The sequence below is a fragment of the Streptomyces sp. NPDC001070 genome (assembly GCF_053598835.1).
The window spans coordinates 322,900-343,261 of the sequence record NZ_JBSFLB010000001.1 but is presented as its reverse complement, the minus strand read 5'-3'; the positions used below and the strand labels follow the sequence as shown (position 1 = coordinate 343,261).

The following is a 20,362-nucleotide window of genomic DNA, read 5'->3' as shown; positions in this document are numbered from 1 at the left end:
ATAGCATTCACGTACATGAACCGCAAGGGGTGGCGTGCAGTGACACAGCACAGGGACCTGACGATCACCGGGGTGCGCCTCACCCCGGTTCTCATCTCCGATCCGCCGCTGCTCAACACCCAGGGCGTGCACCAGCCCTACACCCCGCGCCTGATCGTCGAGGTGACCACCGGGAGCGGGGTGAGCGGCGTCGGCGAGACCTACGGCGACACCCGCTACCTGGAGCTCGCGCGACCGCTCGCGGAGGCCCTGCCGGGATGCCGCGTCGACGACCTGAACAACCTTCCCGTCCTCGCGGGGCTGGTGTGCGCCCCGCCCGAGGAGACCTCGGACGCGGTGGACGCCGGCGGCCTGCGCGGTGTCCAGACCGCCGACAAGCTGATCCTCTCCGTGGTCTCGGCCTTCGAGGTGGCCTGCCTCGACGCTCTCGGCAAGGTGCTCGGGCTGCCCGTGCACGCCCTGCTCGGCGGGAAGGTACGCGAGACCGTCGACTACAGCGCCTACCTCTTCTACCGCTGGGCCGAGCACCCCGACGGCCGGGGGCCGAAGGACGACTGGGGCGCCGCACTCGACCCCGCAGGGGTGGTCGCGCAGGCGCGCAGGCTCGCGCGGGAGCACGGCTTCACCTCGTTCAAGCTCAAGGGCGGCGTCTTCGCGCCGGACGAGGAGATCGCCGCCGTACGGGCCCTGGCCGAGGCGTTCCCCGGACTGCCGCTGCGGCTGGACCCCAACGGCGCCTGGTCGGTGGAGACCTCGCTGCACGTGGCCAGGGAGCTCGGGGAGGTCCTGGAGTACCTGGAGGACCCGGCCGCCGGCACCGCCCGCATGGCCGAGGTCGCCGCGGGCACGGACCTGCCGCTTGCCACCAACATGTGCGTGACGACCTTCCCCGAGATCGCGGAGGCCTTCGCCAAGGACGCGGTCCAGATCGTGCTCTCCGACCACCACTACTGGGGCGGGCTGCGCAACACCCGCGAACTCGCCGCGATCTGCCGTACCTTCGGGGTCGGCCTGTCGATGCACTCCAACACCCACCTCGGCATCAGCCTGGCCGCCATGACCCACGTCGCCGCCACGGTCCCCGACCTGCGCCACGCCTGCGACTCGCACTACCCCTGGCAGACCGAGGACGTCATCACCCGCCGCCACGAGTTCAGGGGCGGCCGGCTCCCCGTCTCCGACGCCCCCGGCCTCGGGGTCGAACTGGACCGGGTGGCCCTGGACGCGCTGCACCGGCGCTGGCTGGAGGACGACGGCACCTACCGCGAGCGCGACGACGCCGCCGCCATGCGCAAGGCGGAACCCGGCTGGGTCGCGCCGTCCGTGCCCCGCTGGTGACGCCGGCGGGACTCAGGCCAGGCACTCCGGGATCCGGCCGCCGTTCAGCACGGCCATGTCGGTGATCACGGGCATCAGATCCAGCGGCGAGCCGAGCGGCAGTCCGTCCAGCTCCGCGTACGCGCGGTGCAGATTGGCGACCAGCCGCTCCGGCTCGCGCAGCGCCGCGAACTCGCCGAGGTCCGCCGCGCGGGCGACCTCCAGCGGGGTCCGTCCCGCCTTGTGGCCCTCGGCCGCCAGCTCGGCGACGAACCGCAGGTAGCCCTCGACGGTGGCGTACACCGAGGGGTCGCAGATGCCGCCGTGCCCCGGCACGACGACCTCGGCGTCGAGCGAGCGCAGCACCTCCAGGGCGCCCAGCGAGCCCTCGAGCGAGCCCATGGGGACGAAGGGCGCGCCCCCGTTGAAGACCAGGTCCCCGGTGAAGACGACCTTGCGCCCCGGGAGCCAGACGATCGTGTCGCCGAGGGTGTGGGCGACTCCGGGGTGCAGGAGCTGCACCTCCTCCTCGCCGACGTGGAGGGTCAGCCGGTCCTCGTAGGTGACCGTCGCGGGGAGCACCGGCACCTCGCCGTACTCCACGTTAGGCCAGATCGCGTGGAGCTGATGGCCGGCCGCGACCTGCTCGGTGACGCACGCCGAGTGCCCGACGATCCGGGCCCCTGCCGCGAACACGCTGTTGCCGTAGGTGTGGTCCCCGTGGTGGTGGGTGTTGACCACGTGCGCGGGCATCGGCGCGCCGGAGGCGACGAGGGCCTCGCGCAGCATCAGGGCCCGGCGCTCGGTGGCGGCGGTGTCGATCAGCAGCGTCGCCTGCCCGTCGGTCACCCAGCCCGCGTTGTTGAGGCACCAGCCCCCGTCCGGCTGGACGTACGCGTGGACACCGGGAGCGACCTCCTCGGTGAACGGGAGCTCGGTGTGAAACTGTGACATGACAACGCCCTTCCCTGGTCAGACGCATGGAACGTACCAGGGAAGGGCGTACGGGAGGCGACGCGGGGGCGTCGCCTACAAGACGAGCGACAGCAGCAGGACGAAGACGATCCCGACGACGGAGATCACGGTCTCCATGGCGGACCAGGACTTGAGGGTCTGCGGGACGTTCATCCCGAAGTACTCCTTGACCAGCCAGAAGCCCGCGTCGTTCACGTGCGAGAAGAACAGCGAACCGGCGCCGACGGCGAGCACCAGCAGCGCGGCGTGCGTCGAGGTCATGCCCTCGGCCAGCGGCGCGACCAGGCCCGCGGCGGAGATGGTGGCCACGGTGGCGGAACCGGTGGCGACCCGGATCAGGACGGCGATCAGCCAGGCCAGCAGCAGCGGCGAGATGTGCCAGCCGTCCGACCAGCCGAGGATCATGTTGCCGATGCCCGCGTCGATGAGGGTCTGCTTGAAACCGCCGCCCGCGCCGACGATCAGCAGGATGCCGGCGATCGGGCCGAGCGACTTCTCGACGGTGGCGGAGATGCGCTCCTTGGTGAAGCCGGCCGCGCGGCCCAGGGTGAACATGCCCAGGATCACGGCGGACAGCAGGGCGATCAGCGGCGTGCCGATGACGTCGAAGATCCGGAAGACCAGGCTGTCCTGGTTGTCGACGAGGACGTCCACCAGCGCCTTGCCGAGCATCAGCACGACCGGCAGCAGCATCGTGGCCACCGTGGCGGCGAAGCCCGGCCGCTTCTCCAGGTCGTCCGAGGCCCGGCTGGGGGTGAGGTGCTCGGGCGGGGTGACCTTCACCCAGCGGTCGGCGAACCGGCCGAAGAGCGGGCCGGCCATCGCCACGGTGGGCAGCGCGACGAGCACGCCGAGCGCGAGGGTGGTGCCGAGGTCGGCGTGGATGGAGTCGATCGCGGCGAGCGGGCCGGGGTGCGGCGGTATCAGGCCGTGCATCACGGACAGTCCGGCCAGTGCCGGGACGCCGATCCGGATCAGGGAGTGGTTGCCGCGCCGGGCCACCAGCAGCACGACCGGGATCAGCAGCACGATGCCGACCTCGAAGAAGAGCGGCAGCCCGATCAGGCCCGCGATGAGCGCCATCGCCCACGGCAGCCGCCGCTCGCTCGTCCTGGCGAGGATCGTGTCGACGATCTGGTCGGCGCCGCCGGAGTCGGCGAGCAGCTTGCCGAGGATCGCGCCGAGCGCGATGAGCACGCCCACACCCGCGACGGTCGTGCCGAGGCCGGTGGTGAAGCTGGCGATGGTCTTGGCGAGGGGGGCGCCCGCGACGGCGCCGAGGACGCCGGTCCCGATGGTGAGGGCGAGGAAGGCGTGCATCTTCCAGCGGGTGATCAGCAGGACGATCACCGCGATGCCGGCGAGTGCGGCGAGGGCGAGCCGGGTGTCGCCGGCGCTGGTGATCGGCTCCGTCGCCGCCGGAGCTGCGGCCAGCAACTCGGCGCTGAGTGCAGACACGTTCGTACTCCGTAGGGGGAGAGGGGGTGGGGGAGGGCGAGCCCCGTCAGGGAGCCAGTGGGGGCTCGGTGGGGGCAGCCGGGTGCCGGTCGGGGCCGGCGGGGCTCAGCGGGGCAGTGCGGCCATGGCCCGGTCCGTGATCTGCTGCGGCCCGCCGTCGACCGGGACGACGGCACCGGCCTCGTCCGGCTCCAGCGGTTCGAGTGCCTCGAACTGGGAGTGCAGCAGTCCCGCCGGCATGAAGTGCTGCATCCGCGCGGCCAGCCGCGTGCCGATCAGCTCCTCGGACCCGTCGAGGTGCACGAAGAACAGCCCGGGGGTGTCCTTGCGCAGCCGGTCGCGGTAGCGGCGCCGCAGGGCCGAGCAGCTGACCACGCCGCCGCGGTCGCCGCGTTCGACGATCCACGCCGCGATGGCGTCCAGCCAGGGCGCCCGGTCCTGGTCGTTCAGCGGGTGCCCGGCCGACATCTTGGCGATGTTGGCCGGCGGGTGGAAGTCGTCCGCCTCGGCGTACGGGACGCCCAGCCGCTCGGCGAGCAGTCCGCCGACGGTGGACTTGCCCGATCCGGACACCCCCATGACCACCACCAGGGGGAGGGGGAGTTGCGGGCCTTCCGGGCCTGCCTCGGTCATCACAGGTACCTCCTCGTCCGCGTGACCGACTCAGGAAACGTCATAGGTACTACTTATTCAAGAGTTCGAAACCAAATCGTCATACGAAGCAATGCCCGCATAGGCTGTCGCCCATGGAGCGGCAGGGAGAGAACGGCGGTCTGCACGCGCGTGTACTGGCGGAACTCGGCCCCGCCATCGCCTCCGGCGAGTACCCGCCCGGCACCGTCCTGCGCATCGACGAGCTGGAGCGGGAGTACGGCGTCTCCCGCACCGTCGTGCGCGAGGCCGTACGGGTCCTGGAGGCCATGCATCTCGTCGAGTCGCGCCGCCGGGTCGGCATCACGGTGCGGCGCACCGAGGAGTGGAACGTCTTCGACCCCGCCGTCATCCGCTGGCGCCTCGCCGGTGCCGACCGGACCCGCCAGCTGCGCTCGCTCACGACGCTCCGAACGGCCGTCGAGCCCGTCGCGGCCGGTCTGGCGGCGGCCGCCGCGACCCCGGAGCAGTGCCGGGAACTGACCGTCCTGGCCGCCGAGATGGCCGCGGCCGGGCGGGCCGCCGACCTCGACGAATACCTGGTCCACGACATCGCCTTCCACCGCGTGATGCTGTCGGCCTCCGGCAACGAGATGTTCGCCCGCCTCGGCGACGTCGTGGCCGAGGTGCTCACGGGCCGCACCGAGCACCACGTCATGTTCAGCGCCCCCGATCCCGAGGCGGTCACCCTCCACATCCGGGTCGCCGAGGCCGTCCGCGCCCGCGACGCGGTGGCCGCGGAGCGCCTGATGCGCGAGATCTGCGTCGGCGCGCTGCGTGAACTGGACATCCTCGCGCCGTAGCCGCCGCAGCATTCCCCCGCCCGCGGCGGAGGGTGACTTCCCCGGTGCTTGTCCGCGGCGCGGCCGCCGTGACGGTGTCCGGCGCCGGGCCGGGGGTCAGCCCGTGGGGCCGGCGTGGCGGAGGATCGCGTCGACGGTTTCCTGGGGGGTCTGGTGGGAGGTGTCGAGCCAGAGGCCGATTCGCGGGGTGCCCGCGCGCAGGGCGCGGTCGAGATCGGCGGGCGTCCAGGCTCCGTACGCCCGCTTGGGCCGGGCGGCCTCCCGGGCGGCGATCGCCTCGGGGGACGGGACGAGGACCACGACGTGCAGCGGCCGGGTGCGCAACAGGGCGATCGTGCGGGGCAGTTCGTCGCCGAGGATGACGTCCTGGAGGACGGGGGTGAACCCCGCCGCCGCGTACGCGTCCGCGCTCGCCGCGGCCAGGGAGTGCCGCAGCCTCAGCTGCCGCAGCGCCTCCTCGCTCAGACCGGCGACGTCCCCCGATCCGTCGCCCGGCAGGGCCTCGGCCCGGCCGCCGACGATCATCCGCCGGAACGTGTCGCCCCGCACATGGACCGAACGGGGCAGCCGCTCGGCCAGTGCCTGCGCCACGGTCGACTTCCCGGACGCGGGGATCCCGGTGATCAGGAACATCGCTCGCACCTCATCGCCATGGATTCCTTCCGTCACCCCCGCCGGGCGTCATGCGGCGCCCAGGGCGACTCTATGTTCGAGACACGTCAAGCGGAACGTTTCGGCGGACCCGAAATCCGGCTGATCGGCGGGGAGTTGGGGTGGTCCACTGGGGTCATGCCCACCGCGCCGTCCGCCCCGCCGCCCCAGCCGTACCGCTGGGCGCTGACGCACGCCCGAGGCGGCGCGCCCCCGGACCGGCTCGGGATCCTGACCGAGGGAGCCGACCGGCCCCGGCTCTGGTATCAGCCCTGGCACGGCCCGGACCTCCCGGCGGCGCTGGCCGAGTCGCTGGCGCTGGTCGAGGCGGGCCGCGGACGGGGCGTCCGCGAGGCGCTGATCCGTGTGATCGGCGCGGAGCCCGGCTTCGCGGACCGGGAGGTCCGCGCCCTCGTCGCGCCGCTGCGCCGCCGGCGGTCGCAGGTGCGCAAACGGTGCCGTTAGGACCTGTCCGGCGGATGCCGGCGGCGCCGCGTGCCCCGGCGGCCTAGAGCGGCTCTAGCGGTTCCTGCCGCGTGCCTCCATGACCGGGCGCAGCCGCTCCAGCAGGGCGTGGAGGGCCGCCTGCTCCGTCTCGTCCAGGGTGTCCAGCGCGCCGTGCGTGGCCTGCATCTCCTCCCGCACGCGGTGGATCGTCTCGCGTCCGAGGTCGGTGGCCACGACGTTCTTGACCCGGCGGTCGGTGGGGCTCACCTCGCGGCGGACGAAGCCGTGGGCCTCCAGCCGGTCCACGATGCCGGTGATGTTGGAGGCGTCGCACACCAGTCGTTCCGCCAGACCGCGCATGGGGACCGGGCCGCCCAGCTGGGCGAGCACCTTGGCCTGCATGGACGTCAGCCCGTGCCGGGCCGCCGCGGCGGCGAAGTCCTGCCACTGGGCGGTGCCGATGGCGGCGAGCAGCTCCAGCAGCTGGATCTTGGTGGGCGGCGCGGGCGTGGCGGCGGTCGGGGCGCTCATGCCTGCGAGTGTACTCAAATGCTTGAGATTGTGAATCATTAACTTGATGTCCTCAATTATCAACCCCCCGGGGTTCACCGAGGCCACCCCGCCCGGGCGGCCCTTCCGAGGGAGCGGTGCGGACGGTCCTCAGCGGGGACCGAGGAAGACCAGCAACATCCCGGCGGTGGCCAGGGCCAGGACGCACGCCACGGCCCAGGCCGCCGCCCGCGGTGACATCACGGCGGGCCGCGCGGTGTCCAGGGCGGCGATCCGGCGCTGGGCGGCCGCCGTGAACGCCAGCCACACCGCCGCGCACAGCGCCAGCCCCAGCAGCCCGGCCGGCGACACCCCGTGCAGCACCGCCTCGCGTCCGGCCAGCAGCGCCGCCACCGCGAAGGCCAGGGTCGTGCGCCGCCAGGCCAACCGGGTCCGCTCCGGCTGCAGCCCCGGGTCCCGCGGCGCGCCGCCCGCCGGGGCGTTCATCAGCCCGCCCACCCCAGCGTCGCCGTCAGCAGCATCGCCACCGCCATCAGGGCCACCAGCACCGCCAGTACCGCGGGGAACCGCGACTCCGGCAGATCCTCCCCGCGCCGCATCGCCCGCTCGCAGCGCACCCAGTGGTTCACCGCGCGGACCGCGCACATCGCCCCACCGACCACCAGCACCACGGCCAGCGTCACCCGGACCGGCCGGCGCAGGTCCCGCAGGAACTGGTCGACCGCGAACCCCCCGCCCACCAGGGCGAGCGCCGTCCGCAGCCACGCCAGGAACGTCCGCTCGTTGGCGAGCGAGAAGCGGTAGTCGGGCGTCGTCCCCTCGGCCCGGACGCGTGCCGGGGCGAACCACAGGCGGACGGCCCCGATCGCGGCCCGCGCATGCTTGATCACGGCCTCCACAGTACCGAGCGCCGTCCGAGGGGGCGCGGCGCGGGTGCGGTGCGGGGGCAGGTGAAAGGCGGCAGAACGCGATAGTGTAACAACCGATCCAGAAATGGTATCCTCCGTACATGGCACGCACCAGGGAGTTCGACACCGACCAGGCACTCGACCGTGCGATGGACGTGTTCTGGCGTCGCGGCTACGCGGCGACCTCGCTCCAGGACCTGCTGTCGGAACTCTCCATCGGCAGCGGCAGCCTGTACGCCGCCTTCGGCTCCAAGGACAAGCTCTACGCCCTCGCCCTGGAGCGCTACTGCTCCCGGCACGCCAGCGGGCTCGTCGAGCTCCTGGAGAACGCCGACGACGTCCGCTCCGCCGTCCGCGCCGCGCTGATGCAGATGGTCGAGGCCGACCTGGAGGACCCGGAGCGGGGCTGCCTGCTGGTCAACGCCGCCACCGAGCGCGGCGACGACCCCGGCACCGTGGACCGCGTCACGGTCACCCTGCGCCTGCTGGAGTCGGCCCTCGCCGCCGCACTGGAGAAGGCCAGGGCCCGCGGCGAGCTGTCCGCCGGCAAGAACCCGGTGGAACTCGCCCGCTTCCTCACCACCTTCGTCCAGGGGCTGCGCGTCGTGGGCCAGGCCCGCATGGGCCGGGCCTTCGTCGAGGACGCCGTCGAGACCGCCATGCGCTCGCTGGACTGACGCCCGCCCCGCCCGGAACCGGATGGCGCTCCACGGTGTCCCCCTCCCCATGGGACCGATCGTCACCGCGATCCGCCGACTCGCGCTCTTCGGCTGGACGGAGGCGCGCTGCTGCGCGTTCGCCGTCGCGCTCATGGCGGGTGTCGCCGGCTCGCGGCTGCTGCCGCCGCTGCCCGTCGCCCGCTACGACCTGCTGCTCTGCTACGGCATCGCGCTCAGCGCGCTGTTCTGGGCGTGCGGCTGGGAACGCGGCCGCGACGTCGCCGTGATCGCGGTCTGCCACGCCGTCGGGCTGCTCTTCGAACTCGTCAAGGTGCGGCTGGGGTCCTGGAGCTACCCCGAGCCCGCGCTCACCAAGTTCGGCGGCGTCCCGCTGTACGGAGGGTTCCTGTACGCGGCCGTGGGCAGCTACGTCTGCGCCGCGTGGCGGCTGTTCGAGCTGGGCCTGACCGGCTACCGCCGCCGCGCCATGACGATCCTCGCGGCGGCGGTGTACCTCAACTTCTTCACCCACCACTGGCTGCCCGACCTGCGCTGGGTGCTCGCCGTGCTGCTGCTGTGGGCCACCGCGGGCACCTGGGTGCATTTCACGGTCGACGGGGTGCGCCACCGGATGCCGCTCGCGCTCTCCTTCGTCCTGATCGGCTTCTTCCTGTGGGTCGCGGAGAACGCCGCGACCTACGTGGGGGCCTGGCGCTACCCCGACCAGGCGCACGGCTGGGTGCCGGTCTCCCTGGCCAAGTTCGGCGCCTGGGCTCTGCTGATCAGCGTCACCTTCGTCGTCGCCAGTCGCGCAGCCGGTGCCAGGCCTCCAGGCCGTCGGGCACCCATTCCCGTTCCGGCAGGAGCCGTTCCAGTTCCTCCTCCGACACGAAGTCGTGCCAGGCGACCTCCTCGGCCTGCGGCACGACGGGCAGCTCGCAGCGCACCTCGTACACCCGGGACCACCACGTGTGACCCGCAGCCGCCCCCGTCCCCTCATAGAGGAAGCTGAACAGCGGCGTGGGGCGCGGCAGCCCGGACACGCCCAGCTCCTCCTCCGCCTCGCGCAGCGCCGCGTCGTCGTACTCCTCGCCGGCGCCCACCACACCGCCGACGAACATGTCGTACAGGGAGGGGAAGACCAGCTTCTCCGCCGTGCGGCGGTGCACGAACACCCGCCCGTCGCCGTCCCTGGCCAGGATGAAGACGCAGCGGTGCCGCAGCCCGCGCGCGGTGGCCTCGCCGCGCGCCATCCGCCCGATCACCCGGTCCTGTTCGTCCACGATGTCCAGCAACTCGTCCGCCGAGCGCGGCGCGTCCTCCATGGTGCCTCCCGTCCGTCGCGGTACCCGCGGTCCCCGTACGGCTCCATGATCGGCCCCGCGACGGGTTCCGGCCAACGTCCCGCGGGAACCCCCGGCGCCCCGCTGACCGCCCGCAGAATCGGGGACATGACGACCGCTCACACGAAGGTGCCGGGACCGGCCGGGGTGCCGCTGCTCGGGTCGATGTTCGATCTGCTGCGCGAGCCGCTGGACACCTACGAGCGCGCGCGGCGCGACCACGGGGACCTCGTCCGTTTCACCGCCGGCCCGCCGGGCCTGCGCACCGAGGTGTACGCGGTGTTCTCCCCCGAGGGCGCCCAGCAGGTGCTGGCCACCGAATCGGCCAACTTCCGCAAGGACAACCAGTTCTACGAGGAGGTCCGGCAGTCCTTCGGCAACGGACTGCTCACCAGCCAGGACGACGACTACCAGCGGCAGCGCAGGCTGATCCAGCCGCTGTTCACCCAGCGCCGTGTCGACGGCTACGCGAGCGCCGTCACCACCGAGGCGGCCGCCCTCGTCACGGCCTGGAACGACGCGCCCTCCGGGATCGTGGACGTCGTCGAGGAGATGCACCGCTTCACCCTGCGCACGATCGCCCGTGTCCTGTTCGGCGGCGCGGTCGAGTCCACCGTGGACACCGTCCGCCGCTGCATGCCGGTCATCAACGACTACGTGCTGCGGCGCGGCTTCTCCCCGGTCACGGCGCCCCGCCACTGGCCGACCCCAGGCAACCGGAGGGCGGCCGCCGCCACCGCCGAGGTGTACGCCGTCTGCGAGGCGATCATCGAGCGCCGCCGGGGGGAGGGCGGCGACGGCCGGGACCTGCTGTCGCTGCTCGCCGCGGCCCGGGACGAGGACGGCCGCCCCCTCGCCCCCGCCGAGATCCGCGACCAGGTGCTGATCTTCCTGCTCGCAGGTCACGAGACGACCGCCACGTCGCTCGCCTTCGCCCTCCACCTGCTGGCCCGCCATCCCGAGCCGCAGGCCCGCGCCCGCGAGGAGGTCGACCGGGTCCTCGGCGACCGCACCCCGCAGGCCGCCGACCTCGACGCCCTGCCCTTCCTCACGGCGGTGCTCAAGGAGGCCATGCGGCTCTACCCGGCCGCTCCCGTCATCGGACGGCAGTCGGTCGCCGCCACCGGCATCGGCGGCCGCGTCGTCCCGGCCGGCGCGGACGTCATCGTCGTCCCCTGGGCCATCCACCGCCACCCCGGGCACTGGCCCGAGCCCGAGCGCTTCGACCCCGGCCGCTTCACCCCGGAGGCGGAGGCCGCCCGCCACCGCTACGCCTGGCTCCCCTTCGGCGGCGGGCCCCGTGCCTGCATCGGGAAGCACTTCTCCCTGCTGGAGTCCGTACTGGCCCTCGCCGTGCTCCTGCGCGGCCACGAACTCACCGCCCTCGACCACGACGTCCCGCTCGGGGCCGGCATCACCCTCCAGGCCCGCGGCCCGGCCCGCTGCCGCGTCTCCCCCCGGGCCGCGGCGCGACCGGCGGGCTGACCTGCGTCCGGCCCGGGTCCCGCGGCCTTCCGGAAACCCCCGTCCGCGCACGCCGGGGCCGGTAGCGTGCCGCACACGGCCGCCGCCGCTCCGTTCGCGCCGCCACGAGGCGTGTGCGAGCGTGGCCGGAGGCGTATCCGCACACGCCACGGGTAGGGAAACGGGCCCGAACGGTCCTACGGGAGGCGAGTGATGAAGCGACCCAGGATCCTGGTCGTCGGCGGTGGCTTCGCGGGCATGGAGTGCGCGCACCGGCTGGAGCGGCGGCTGGCCCCCGGCGAGGCCGAGATCACCCTGGTCACGCCCTGGAGCCACCAGCTCTACCTGCCCCTGCTCCCGCATGTGGCCGCCGGCGTGCTCACCCCGCAGGCGGTCGCCGTCCCGCTGCGCCGCATGGTGCACCGCAGCCAGGTCATACCCGGGCGGGCGATCGGCGTCGACCCGGCCGCCAAGGCGGTCGTCATCAAGAAAATCACCGACGAGGAGCTCGTCAAGGAGTACGACTACCTCGTGCTGGCCCCCGGAAGCGTCACCCGCACCTTCGACATCCCCGGCCTCACCGAGTACGGCCGCGGCATGAAGACCCTGGCCGAGGCGGCGTACATCCGCGACCACGTCATCGCCCAGCTGGACCTGGCGTCCGCCACCACGGACCAGGCCGAGCGGGAGTCGCGGCTGCAGTTCGTCGTGGTCGGCGGCGGCTACGCGGGTACCGAGACGGCCGCCGTCCTGCAACGGCTGACCACGGCGGCGGCCAAGCGCTACCCGCGCCTCGACCCGGCCCTGATCAAGTGGCACCTGATCGACATCGCGCCGCGGCTGATGCCCGAACTCGGCGAGAAGCTCGGCCTGAAGGCCCTGCAGATCGTCCGCGAGCGCGGGGTCGAGGTCTCGCTCGGTGTCTCCGTCGCCGAGGTCACCCCCGACACCGTGACCTTCACCGACGGGCGCAAGCTGCCCTGCCGCACCCTCATCTGGACCGCCGGTGTCGTCTCCAGCCCCCTGGTGGCCACGCTGGGCACCGAGACGGTCAAGGGCCGGCTCGTCACCGACCCCGAGATGCGCATCCCCGGCGCCGACGGGGTCTTCGCCCTCGGAGACTCGGCCGCCGTCCCCGACCTCGAGGTGGGCGGCGGCGCGGTCTGCCCGCCCACAGCCCAGCACGCCATGCGCCAGGGCAAGGCCGTCGCCGAGAACGTCGTCGCCGCGCTGCGCGGCCGGCCCCTGCAGCCGTACCGGCACAGGGACCTCGGGCTCGTGGTGGACCTCGGCGGCGTCGAGGCGGTCTCCAAGCCGCTCGGCATCCCGCTGAGCGGGTTCCCCGCCCAGGTCGTCGCGCGCGGCTACCACCTCGGCGCGCTGCGCACCTTCCCGGCGCGCTTCCGGGCGGCCGCCGGCTGGTTCCTGAACGCCGTCGCCGGGGACGACTTCGTCCGCACCGGATTCCAGGCCCGCAGGCCGGCCGCGCTGAAGGACTTCGAGGTCACCGACATCTACCTCTCGCCGGAGGAGATCCGCCGCCACGTCGAGTCGCTGCGCGCGACGGCGGCGTGACCCCGGCGCCCCCACGCACTCCCCGCACCCCACCCCCATGCACCACCCCATCCCACACATCTGAACAACGACACCGCTGACGGCGAGGGACATGACCCAGCGACGTGAGACCCTGCGCATCGCCAACTGCTCCGGCTTCTACGGCGACCGCCTGTCGGCCGCCCGCGAGATGGTCGAGGGCGGCCCGATCGACGTACTGACCGGCGACTACCTCGCCGAGTTGACGATGCTGCTGCTCTGGAAGGCCCGGCAGCGCGACCCCGAGGCCGGCTACGCCCTGTCGTTCCTCGCCCAGATGGGCGACGTCCTGGCCACCTGCCTGGAGCGCGGCATCAAGATCGTCGTCAACGCGGGCGGGCTCAACCCCGCCGGGCTGGCCGCCAAGCTCCGCGAGCTGGCCGCCCTCGCGGGGCTGAACCCCTCCGTCGCCCATCTGGAGGGCGACGACCTGCTAGACCGGCTGCCCGGACTCCAGCGCGAGGGCCACCCCTTCGCGCACCTGGCCACCGGCCTCCCGCTCGCCGAGGCCGGCGTGCGCCCGCTCACCGCCAACGCCTACCTCGGTGCCTGGGGCATCACCGAGGCCCTGCGCGCCGGGGCCGACGTCGTCATCTGCGGCCGTGTCACGGACGCCTCCCTGGTGGTCGGCCCCGCCGCGTGGGCCTTCGGCTGGGCCACCGACGACTGGGACCGGCTCGCCGGCGCGGTCACCGCGGGGCACATCATCGAGTGCGGGGCCCAGGCCACCGGCGGCAACTACTCCTTCTTCACCGAGATCGAACGGCCCGTGCGCCCCGGCTTCCCCATCGCCGAACTCCGTCCCGACGGCTCCAGTGTGATCACCAAGCACGAGGGCACCGGGGGAGCGGTCACCGTCGAGACCGTCACCGCCCAGCTGCTGTACGAGATCGACCGGCCCGCCTACCTCAACCCCGACGTCGTGACCCGCTTCGACACCGTGACCCTGGAGCAGGAGGGCCCCGACCGGGTCCTGGTCACCGGCGCCCGCGGCGAGCCCGCCCCCGACACCCTCAAGGTGTGCCTCAACCACCACGGCGGCTACCGCAACTCGGCCACCTTCGTGCTCACCGGCCCCGACATCGAGGCCAAGGCCCGGTTCGCCGAGGCGTCCCTGCTCGACGCCACCGGCGGTCCCGAGCGCTTCGGGACGTACGACGTCCGCACGGAGCCCACCGCGTCCGGCGCCCGGCTCACCCTCACCGTCAAGGACGCGGACAAGGACAGGGTCGGCCGTGCCCTGTTCGGCGCCGTCGTCGGGACGGGCCTGTCCAGCGCGCCCGGGCTGCACATGGAGCACTTCTCGCCCAGGCCCACCGAGTACGGCGTCCACTGGCCGGCCCTCGTCCCAGCCGCGCTCGTCCACCCCGAGGTCGTGCTCCAGGACGGCACCCGCCTCACCGTGCCCCGCCCGCCCGCGACCGCGGTACGCGTCCCCGCGCAGCCCCCGGCCCCGGCAGGCCCCCCGGCGGCGGGCCCCACCGTGCGGGCCGCGCTCGGCCTGCTCGTCGGCGCCCGCTCCGGCGACAAGGGCGGCGACGCCAACGTCGGCCTGTGGGCCCGCGACGACGCCGGGTACGCCTGGCTGCGCGCCTGGCTGGATGTCGAGCGGCTGCGCGCATTGCTCCCGGAGGCCGCCAAACTCCCCGTCAGCCGCTACGAACTGCCCAATCTGCGCGCCCTGAACTTCGTCGTGCACGGACTGCTCGGCGAAGGCGTCGCCGCCTCCACCCGCCCCGACCCGCAGGCGAAGGGGCTGGGGGAGTATCTGCGCGGGCTGGAGGCCGACATCCCCGCGGTGCTCGTCCCCGGGCAACGCCGCGAGGAGGCATGATCGGCCCATGAGCAACCTCGATGTCCACCCCGTGCCCGCCACCTGCGGCGGGCGCGAGGACGTGTCCGCGAAACCCGTCCACGACCTGCTCACCGGACGCCTCGTACCGCTCGGCGAGAGCACCGCCGTGCGGCGGCTGCTGCCCAACCTCGGCCGCCGCATGGTCGGCGCCTGGTGCTTCGTCGACCACTACGGTCCCGACGACATCGCCGACCAGCCCGGGATGCAGGTGCCGCCGCACCCGCACATCGGCCTGCAGACCGTCAGCTGGCTCCACGAGGGCGAGGTGCTGCACCGCGACACCCTCGGCAGCCTGCAGACCGTGCGGCCGAGGGAACTGGGGCTGATGACGTCGGGGCGGGGCATCGCCCACTCCGAGGAGTCCCCGCGCGAGCACGCCCGTCTCCTGCACGGCGCCCAGCTGTGGGTGGCGCTCCCGGACACCGCACGGCACGGCGCACCCGCCTTCGAGCACCACGCCGACCTGCCCGTGCTCGACGGCGGAGGCGGACTCACCGCCACGGTGATCCTCGGGGAGGTCGACGGCGCCGCCTCGCCCGGCACGACGTACACGCCCCTCGTCGGCGCCGACCTCGCGCTCGCCGGGGGCACCGACGTACGGCTGCCGCTGGAGCGGGACTTCGAGTACGCGGTGCTGTCGATGTCCGGGCGGGTCGAGGTGGACGGGGTGCCCGTCGACGCCGGTTCGATGCTCTATCTGGGCTGCGGCCGCACCGCGCTGCCGCTGCGGGCGGACAGCGACGCGAGCCTGATGCTGCTGGGCGGCGAGCCGTTCGAGGAGAAGCTCGTCATGTGGTGGAACTTCGTCGCGCGCACCGGGGAGGAGATCGCCAGGGCCCGCGAGGAGTGGAACACCGGCACCGCCTTCGGTACCGTCCACGGCTACCACGGCGACCGCCTCCTGGCGCCGGAGCTGCCCGCCACGCCGCTGAAGGCACGCGGGCGGGAGCGCTGAAGCGGCGCGGCGAGCCGGTCCCGTGGCCCTGGCCGACGCGTACGCGCGAACTCGCCCACCGGGTCGACCTCCTGGGTGCGCCCGGTTCGCGGGGGCGACGCGGGCCGCGTCGCCCCCGCGTCGGCCTCGCGGCCCGCGCGGCTGCGGCCGCCTCGGCCGCCTCGGCCGCCTCGACCGTCTTGGACGGCCCGGCGACGCGTAAGCGCTGTGCCGACCGCGTAGGCCTGCCGGCCGTCGCCCGTCGTCCGTTGCACCGGCGCGGGGTGCGGTACGTCCTGCTGCCCGGCCACGGGGACCTGCGGCCCCTGGCGCCGCCCTCGCGATCCGCGCGGCGGTGGTGCCGCGCCGCGCGGTCGGCCCGGCCGGTTCCGTGGGCCCCGCCGAGGCGTGCGCGTCGCTCGAACTCACCCACCGGGCCGGCCTCCCGGGCCGCGTCCCGGTTCCCCGAGGCCCGCCCGTCAGACGCGGAAGACCGCCCCGACGAACTCCGTCAGCAGCCGTTCCTTGAGCGGGACCGGCAGCGCGTCGAGCAGCGCCAGCACCGGGGCCATCCGCCGCGGCAGTCCTGCGTCGCCGCCGAGACCTGCGAAGGCCAGAACCGCCTCCACCTCCTCCGGCCCCAGCGTGTCCGGGTCGAGCCCCGCCGCGAAGTCCACGATCGCCGGGTCCACGGCCACCGGCTCCAGGGCGCGCGCCGCCTTGAGCGCCCCGTCCAGATCGGTCAGAAGCGCGTCGACCAGACCGGCCGCCGCAGGGGTCAGGGTCAGGTGCAGATTGGGCGGCAGGCCGTCGAAGGAGAGCTGCGGCTGGAGGTACCAGCCGCGTCCGCGCATCTCGTCGGCGAGGTGCAGCAGCAGGCTCAGGTCCGGCGTTCCGTCGGCGCCGTGCAGGGTGAAGGCGACCAGCCCGGCCTCCGGCTCGCCCAGCACCCGGACGCCCTCCAGGGCGCGCAGCCCCGGCAGCAGCCGGTCGGCGGCCCCGGCGGTGCGTTCGGCGAGAGCGCGGTAGCCGTCCTCCCCGATGTGCCGCTGCACGGCCCACGCCTGGGCGAGCAGACCGGCCGACTTGGTGCCCTGCACCGTCGGGTTGACCACCGGGTAGCCCGGCCAGCCCGCGTGCGCGAAGTACTGGTGGCGGCGCAGCGCGGCGTCCCGGTAGAGCACCACGGAGGCGCCCTTGTCGGCGTACCCGTACTTGTGCAGGTCCACCGAGAGCGAGGTCACCCCGGGCACCGACAGGTCGAAGGCCGGTACCTCCCGTCCGGCGCGCCGCAGGTAGGGCAGGAGCCAGCCGCCGATGCAGGCGTCGACATGGCACAGCACGCCGCGTCCGGCCGCCGCGGCGGCGATCTCCGCCACCGGGTCGATCACCCCGTGGGCGTACGAGGGCGCGGAGGCCACCACCAGCGCCGTACGGCCGGTGGTCGCGGCCGCCATGGCCGCCGCGTCGGCCCGCAGGGTCTCCCGGTCCACCGGGACCACCACGGTCTCCAGGCCCAGGTACGAGCCCGCCTTGTGGAAGGCGGCGTGCGCCGTCGAGGGCAGCAGCAGCTGGGGCTCGGTGACCCCGCGCACCGCGCGGGCGTGGTCCCGGGCGGTCTTGACGGCCAGCAGGATCGACTCCGTGCCGCCGCTGGTGAAGGTGCCCTGCGCGCCGGGCGCGCCCAGCAGCGCCACGGCGGCGGCGATCAGGTCGTTCTCCAGCCGGGCGACGCTGGGGAAGACCGTCATGTCCAGCCCGTTGACGGTGGCGAACTCCGCGTACGCCGCGGCGGCCAACGCGTCCACGCCCAAGAGGCCGGAGTCGTAGACGTACGCGAAGGTGCGCCCGCCGCGGGTGGGGGCGTCCTGCGCGCGCAGCTCGCGCAGGCTGTCGAGCACCTCGCCGGCCGGGCGGCCGTGGGGGAGGGCGGGGGAGGGAACGGGCTCAGTGGGCATGGTCGTCGGTGTCCTCGGGCGGGTCGGTGAGGGCGGGGGTCCGCGGGGCCGGGGCCGTGGGGTCCTCCCGGTAGCGGTGGAGCAGCCACAGGCTCGCGAGAGCGACCGCGGCGGGCAGCAGGCTCATGCCGGCGGTGATGCCGGTCAGGGCCGAGCCGGGCTGGTCGGCGTGGTGTGCGGCGTCCGAGGAGCGGAACCCGCTCGCCGCCAGTACCAGCGCGAAGGCTCCGGCGCCCAGGGCGAACGCCAGCGTCTCGGCGGCGGTCCACAGCCCCGTGAAGGTGGCCGCCCGGCGCCGCCCCGTGCGGACCGCGTCCGCGGCCAGGGTGTCGGCGAGCATCGTCAGCGGCAGCAACTGCAGCCCCGCGTAGGCGACCCCGACGGCCGCGACCGCCGGGTAGCCGAGCCCCGGTCCCGCGTACGGGGTCAGGGCCAGCAGGACGGCAGCGGCGACGAACAGCGACGAGGCGCACCACTGCGCGAACTTCACCCCGCGCGCCCGGGCCAGCCGGTTCCACAGCGGCATCACCAGCACCAGCGGGCCGATCATGCACACGAACAGCGGGGTGACGGCAGCCGCCGAGCCGAGGGTGTACGTCGCGAAGTACTGCACCCCGGCCAGCATGATCCCGACAGCGAGGGCCTGCAGCGTCCACATCCCCACCAGGAAGAGGAACGGCCGGTTGTCCCGGGCCGCCGCCAACTGCGCCCGCAGCGACGGCTCCGCCTCACTGCGGGCGACCGACGGGGCCCGCCGGGTGAAGTGCCAGGCCCCGAGCATCCCGGCCAGGAGCAGCACCGCCACGACCACGCCCATCAGCCGGTAGCTCGCCGGCGTGTCACCGTTCTCGTGGGCGACCGCGGGGGCCAGCGCCCCCGACAGCAGGATCGCCACCCCGAGGAACCCCACGCGCCAGCCCAGCACCCGGGAGCGCTCGCCGGTGTCCTCCGTCATCTCGGCCGGCATCGTCACGTACGGGACCTGGAAGACGGCGTAGGCCGTCGCGGCCAGCAGGAACAGCACCGCCACATAACCCGCGGCGGCGGCCCCGCGCAGCGGCGGCGCCGCGAAGACCAGGGCGAACAGCGGGGGCAGGGTGAGCGCCCCGGCCAGCAGGAAGGGCCGCCGTGAACCCCCCTGCAGCCGGCTGCGGTCGGCCGCCGCGCCCACCAGGGGGTTGATCAGCACGTCCCACGCCTTGGGTAGGAAGACCGCAGCCCCGGCCACGGCCGCCGGGACGGCCAGCACATTGGTCAGGTAGTAGAGCAGGATGAGTCCCGGCACCGTGCCGAAGGTGCCGGTGCCCAGCGATCCCAGGCCGTACCCGATCCGCACCTCCCGGGGCAGCGGCGGGGCGGACGCACGGCCGGCGTCCTCGGGAGGTGCGGAGGGCAGCGTCTCGGACATGGGTTCCCTGCTGGGCCGGGTCGTTTCGGGGCGGGCGTACGCGACGGCGCGGCGTGCCGTGGCCGGGCGCCGCGCCGTCAGGCGTAGGAGATCACGGCGACCCGGGACTCGGACAGACCCCTGAGCAGGTCAATTCACGGGAGTGCCGGCCCCGCCACCACCCGTCCCGCGACCTCGCCGAAGCCGATCCGGGTGCCGTCCGGCCCCGGGGCGGTCGCCGAGACGACGAGCTCGTCGCCGTCCTCCAGGAAGGTCCGCTTCGTGCCGTCCGCCAGCACCAGCGGCTCCTCGCCGTTCCACGTCAGCTCGATGAGCGCGCCGCGCTGCTCGCGCTCCGGACCGCTGATCGTCCCGGACGCGAAGAGGTCACCGGCCCGCAACGAGGCGCCGTTCACGGTCATGTGGGCGAGCATCTGGGCGTACGTCCAGTACATGGTGGAGAACGGCGGCCGGGAGACGACCTCGTCCCGCAGCCGGATCTCCACGGCGATGTCCAGGCCGCGAGGCGGCGTCCCCGCGCCCCGGTCGTCCAGGTACGGCAGGGGCTCCACATCGTGCGGCGGCGGAGCGACACGCGCCGCCGCCAGGGCGTCGAGGGGCACGATCCACGGGGAGACCGACGTCGCGAAGGACTTGCCGAGGAAGGGGCCGAGCGGCACGGTCTCCCAGGACTGGATGTCACGGGCGGACCAGTCGTTGACCAGGCAGACACCGAAGACGTGGTCCTCCGCCGCCGCCAGCGGCACCGGCTCGCCCTGCGCCGTCGGACCGCCGACGACGAAGCCGATCTCGGCCTCGAAGTCCAGCCGCTCGCAGGGCCCGAAGGACGGCGCGGACACCCCGGCGCCCCTGCGCTGCCCGTTGGGCCGCACCACCGGAGTGCCGGAGACGACGATCGTGCCGCTGCGGCCGTGGTAACCGATCGGCAGGTGCTTCCAGTTGGGGGTCAGCGGCTCCCCGTCCGGGCGGAAGATGCGGCCGACGTTCGTGGCGTGGTGCTCCGAGGCATAGAAGTCGACGTAGTCCGCCACGTCGAACGCGAGGTGCAGCGTGACCGACTCGCGCGGCAGCAGGTGCGGTTCGACCGCCGCCCGGTGGGCCTCGTCGGTCAGCCATGCGGTGAGCAGCGCCCGCACCGCCGTCCAGGCGGGACGCCCGGCCGCCAGCAGCGGGTTGAGGGACGGCGCCGTCAGCAGCCCGGCCTCCGGCCCCGCCGTTCCGGCTCCGGCGGCACGGGCGGCGGCGCCAGCGTCGAGCACGTGGTCGCCGATCGCGACGCCGATCCGCCGCTCCTGCGGGCGGTCGGCGGTGGTGAACACCCCGTACGGCAGATTGTGGACGCCGAAGGGGGAGTCGTCCGGCACGGCGACCCAGGTGGGGGCGGCCATGGCACCTCCAGATACGTTCGGGGCCGCGCCTCCTCGCGCG

The 20,362-nt window shown here is 73.9% G+C and carries 19 protein-coding genes and 1 pseudogene; 9 read left to right on the top strand and 11 right to left on the bottom strand.

Going from position 1 to position 20,362, the window contains the following annotated elements; all coding sequences use genetic code 11:
• Positions 1 to 39 precede the first annotated feature (39 nt).
• Positions 40 to 1,338 (top strand): glucarate dehydratase family protein, encoded by a 1,299-nt coding sequence (locus tag ACWDAS_RS01650; RefSeq protein WP_450386393.1) that lies wholly within the window; start codon positions 40 to 42, stop codon positions 1,336 to 1,338.
• Positions 1,339 to 1,350: 12 nt separating this feature from the next.
• Here the strand turns inward: ACWDAS_RS01650 and ACWDAS_RS01645 are convergent, their stop codons facing one another.
• The 3 genes from ACWDAS_RS01645 to ACWDAS_RS01635 form a co-directional block, all read right to left on the bottom strand.
• Positions 1,351 to 2,271, bottom strand: a complete 921-nt coding sequence (locus ACWDAS_RS01645) for an MBL fold metallo-hydrolase (protein ID WP_450386390.1) — start codon at positions 2,269 to 2,271, stop codon at positions 1,351 to 1,353.
• Positions 2,272 to 2,346: 75 nt separating this feature from the next.
• Positions 2,347 to 3,750: a GntP family permease gene (locus ACWDAS_RS01640; protein ID WP_450386389.1), complete on the bottom strand. Its 1,404-nt coding sequence runs from the start codon at positions 3,748 to 3,750 to the stop codon at positions 2,347 to 2,349.
• A gap of 105 nt (positions 3,751 to 3,855) precedes the next feature.
• The gene (locus ACWDAS_RS01635) at positions 3,856 to 4,383 is read right to left on the bottom strand and encodes a gluconokinase (RefSeq protein WP_450386387.1); all 528 of its coding nucleotides are present in this window, start codon (positions 4,381 to 4,383) and stop codon (positions 3,856 to 3,858) included.
• Between the two features lie 113 nt (positions 4,384 to 4,496).
• Here ACWDAS_RS01635 and ACWDAS_RS01630 point away from each other — a divergent pair, with 113 nt between their 5' ends.
• Positions 4,497 to 5,204: a FadR/GntR family transcriptional regulator gene (locus ACWDAS_RS01630; protein WP_450386385.1), complete on the top strand. Its 708-nt coding sequence runs from the start codon at positions 4,497 to 4,499 to the stop codon at positions 5,202 to 5,204.
• A 96-nt stretch (positions 5,205 to 5,300) separates the two neighbouring features.
• Here ACWDAS_RS01630 and ACWDAS_RS01625 read toward each other — a convergent pair whose 3' ends face one another.
• On the bottom strand, positions 5,301 to 5,837 hold the full coding sequence (locus ACWDAS_RS01625; protein ID WP_450386383.1) for an AAA family ATPase: 537 nt from the start codon (positions 5,835 to 5,837) through the stop codon (positions 5,301 to 5,303).
• A 156-nt stretch (positions 5,838 to 5,993) separates the two neighbouring features.
• Between ACWDAS_RS01625 and ACWDAS_RS01620 the strand changes: the two genes are divergently transcribed.
• A complete protein-coding gene (locus tag ACWDAS_RS01620; RefSeq protein WP_450386382.1) occupies positions 5,994 to 6,320 on the top strand; it encodes a hypothetical protein in 327 nt (108 codons plus the stop codon).
• Between the two features lie 54 nt (positions 6,321 to 6,374).
• On the opposite strand, the gene ACWDAS_RS01615 is transcribed toward ACWDAS_RS01620, so the two are convergent.
• The 3 genes from ACWDAS_RS01615 to ACWDAS_RS01605 form a co-directional block, all read right to left on the bottom strand.
• A complete protein-coding gene (locus tag ACWDAS_RS01615; RefSeq protein ID WP_450386380.1) occupies positions 6,375 to 6,833 on the bottom strand; it encodes a MarR family winged helix-turn-helix transcriptional regulator in 459 nt (152 codons plus the stop codon).
• A gap of 129 nt (positions 6,834 to 6,962) precedes the next feature.
• A complete protein-coding gene (locus ACWDAS_RS01610) occupies positions 6,963 to 7,298 on the bottom strand; it encodes a DUF202 domain-containing protein (RefSeq protein ID WP_450386378.1) in 336 nt (111 codons plus the stop codon).
• Positions 7,298 to 7,702, bottom strand: coding sequence for a YidH family protein (locus ACWDAS_RS01605; RefSeq protein ID WP_450386376.1), 405 nt, complete (start codon positions 7,700 to 7,702; stop codon positions 7,298 to 7,300). Before ACWDAS_RS01605 ends, ACWDAS_RS01610 begins: the two co-directional genes overlap by 1 nt.
• Before the next feature lie 119 nt (positions 7,703 to 7,821).
• Between ACWDAS_RS01605 and ACWDAS_RS01600 the strand changes: the two genes are divergently transcribed.
• Together ACWDAS_RS01600 and ACWDAS_RS01595 are read left to right on the top strand one after the other, a co-directional pair.
• On the top strand, positions 7,822 to 8,397 hold the full coding sequence (locus tag ACWDAS_RS01600) for a TetR/AcrR family transcriptional regulator (RefSeq protein ID WP_450386374.1): 576 nt from the start codon (positions 7,822 to 7,824) through the stop codon (positions 8,395 to 8,397).
• Between the two features lie 49 nt (positions 8,398 to 8,446).
• A pseudogene (locus ACWDAS_RS01595) lies at positions 8,447 to 9,196 on the top strand (DUF817 domain-containing protein); the annotation flags it as partial.
• Here ACWDAS_RS01595 and ACWDAS_RS01590 read toward each other — a convergent pair.
• Positions 9,168 to 9,704: an NUDIX hydrolase gene (locus ACWDAS_RS01590; protein WP_450386372.1), complete on the bottom strand. Its 537-nt coding sequence runs from the start codon at positions 9,702 to 9,704 to the stop codon at positions 9,168 to 9,170. The pseudogene ACWDAS_RS01595 and the gene ACWDAS_RS01590 sit on opposite strands and share 29 nt — an antisense overlap.
• 126 nt (positions 9,705 to 9,830) lie before the next feature.
• Between ACWDAS_RS01590 and ACWDAS_RS01585 the strand changes: the two genes are divergently transcribed.
• The 4 genes from ACWDAS_RS01585 to ACWDAS_RS01570 all read left to right on the top strand — a co-directional run bounded on the left by ACWDAS_RS01585 (position 9,831) and on the right by ACWDAS_RS01570 (position 15,589).
• Entirely contained in the window at positions 9,831 to 11,207 is a 1,377-nt protein-coding gene (locus ACWDAS_RS01585; protein ID WP_450386371.1) for a cytochrome P450, read from the top strand.
• A 192-nt stretch (positions 11,208 to 11,399) separates the two neighbouring features.
• Positions 11,400 to 12,761 (top strand): NAD(P)/FAD-dependent oxidoreductase, encoded by a 1,362-nt coding sequence (locus ACWDAS_RS01580; RefSeq protein WP_450386369.1) that lies wholly within the window; start codon positions 11,400 to 11,402, stop codon positions 12,759 to 12,761.
• Positions 12,762 to 12,852: 91 nt separating this feature from the next.
• Positions 12,853 to 14,613, top strand: coding sequence for an acyclic terpene utilization AtuA family protein (locus ACWDAS_RS01575; RefSeq protein WP_450386367.1), 1,761 nt, complete (start codon positions 12,853 to 12,855; stop codon positions 14,611 to 14,613).
• Positions 14,614 to 14,620: 7 nt separating this feature from the next.
• Complete coding sequence (locus tag ACWDAS_RS01570) at positions 14,621 to 15,589, top strand: pirin family protein (RefSeq protein WP_450386365.1); 969 nt, start codon at positions 14,621 to 14,623, stop codon at positions 15,587 to 15,589.
• A gap of 458 nt (positions 15,590 to 16,047) precedes the next feature.
• On the opposite strand, the gene ACWDAS_RS01565 is transcribed toward ACWDAS_RS01570, so the two are convergent.
• The 3 genes from ACWDAS_RS01565 to fahA form a co-directional block, all read right to left on the bottom strand.
• Entirely contained in the window at positions 16,048 to 17,526 is a 1,479-nt protein-coding gene (locus ACWDAS_RS01565; RefSeq protein ID WP_450386364.1) for a pyridoxal phosphate-dependent decarboxylase family protein, read from the bottom strand.
• On the bottom strand, positions 17,516 to 18,934 hold the full coding sequence (locus ACWDAS_RS01560; protein ID WP_450386363.1) for an MFS transporter: 1,419 nt from the start codon (positions 18,932 to 18,934) through the stop codon (positions 17,516 to 17,518). The genes ACWDAS_RS01565 and ACWDAS_RS01560 overlap by 11 nt, the downstream gene beginning before the upstream one ends.
• Before the next feature lie 134 nt (positions 18,935 to 19,068).
• Entirely contained in the window at positions 19,069 to 20,322 is a 1,254-nt protein-coding gene (gene fahA, locus ACWDAS_RS01555) for a fumarylacetoacetase (protein WP_450386361.1), read from the bottom strand.
• Positions 20,323 to 20,362 lie beyond the last annotated feature (40 nt).

Bases quoted from the DNA above. Each gene is read 5' to 3' on its own strand.
- ACWDAS_RS01565 (WP_450386364.1), bottom strand. From the start codon at position 17,526: ATGCCCACTGAGCCCGTTCCCTCCCCCGCCCTCCCCCACGGCCGCCCG.
- fahA (WP_450386361.1), bottom strand. From the start codon at position 20,322: ATGGCCGCCCCCACCTGGGTCGCCGTGCCGGACGACTCCCCCTTCGGC.
- ACWDAS_RS01590 (WP_450386372.1), bottom strand. From the start codon at position 9,704: ATGGAGGACGCGCCGCGCTCGGCGGACGAGTTGCTGGACATCGTGGAC.
- ACWDAS_RS01625 (WP_450386383.1), bottom strand. From the start codon at position 5,837: ATGTTCCTGATCACCGGGATCCCCGCGTCCGGGAAGTCGACCGTGGCG.
- ACWDAS_RS01580 (WP_450386369.1), top strand. From the start codon at position 11,400: ATGAAGCGACCCAGGATCCTGGTCGTCGGCGGTGGCTTCGCGGGCATG.
- ACWDAS_RS01600 (WP_450386374.1), top strand. From the start codon at position 7,822: ATGGCACGCACCAGGGAGTTCGACACCGACCAGGCACTCGACCGTGCG.
- ACWDAS_RS01570 (WP_450386365.1), top strand. From the start codon at position 14,621: ATGAGCAACCTCGATGTCCACCCCGTGCCCGCCACCTGCGGCGGGCGC.
- ACWDAS_RS01645 (WP_450386390.1), bottom strand. From the start codon at position 2,271: ATGTCACAGTTTCACACCGAGCTCCCGTTCACCGAGGAGGTCGCTCCC.
- ACWDAS_RS01635 (WP_450386387.1), bottom strand. From the start codon at position 4,383: ATGACCGAGGCAGGCCCGGAAGGCCCGCAACTCCCCCTCCCCCTGGTG.
- ACWDAS_RS01630 (WP_450386385.1), top strand. From the start codon at position 4,497: ATGGAGCGGCAGGGAGAGAACGGCGGTCTGCACGCGCGTGTACTGGCG.
- ACWDAS_RS01615 (WP_450386380.1), bottom strand. From the start codon at position 6,833: ATGAGCGCCCCGACCGCCGCCACGCCCGCGCCGCCCACCAAGATCCAG.
- ACWDAS_RS01585 (WP_450386371.1), top strand. From the start codon at position 9,831: ATGACGACCGCTCACACGAAGGTGCCGGGACCGGCCGGGGTGCCGCTG.
- ACWDAS_RS01575 (WP_450386367.1), top strand. From the start codon at position 12,853: ATGACCCAGCGACGTGAGACCCTGCGCATCGCCAACTGCTCCGGCTTC.
- ACWDAS_RS01560 (WP_450386363.1), bottom strand. From the start codon at position 18,934: ATGTCCGAGACGCTGCCCTCCGCACCTCCCGAGGACGCCGGCCGTGCG.
- ACWDAS_RS01610 (WP_450386378.1), bottom strand. From the start codon at position 7,298: ATGAACGCCCCGGCGGGCGGCGCGCCGCGGGACCCGGGGCTGCAGCCG.
- ACWDAS_RS01620 (WP_450386382.1), top strand. From the start codon at position 5,994: ATGCCCACCGCGCCGTCCGCCCCGCCGCCCCAGCCGTACCGCTGGGCG.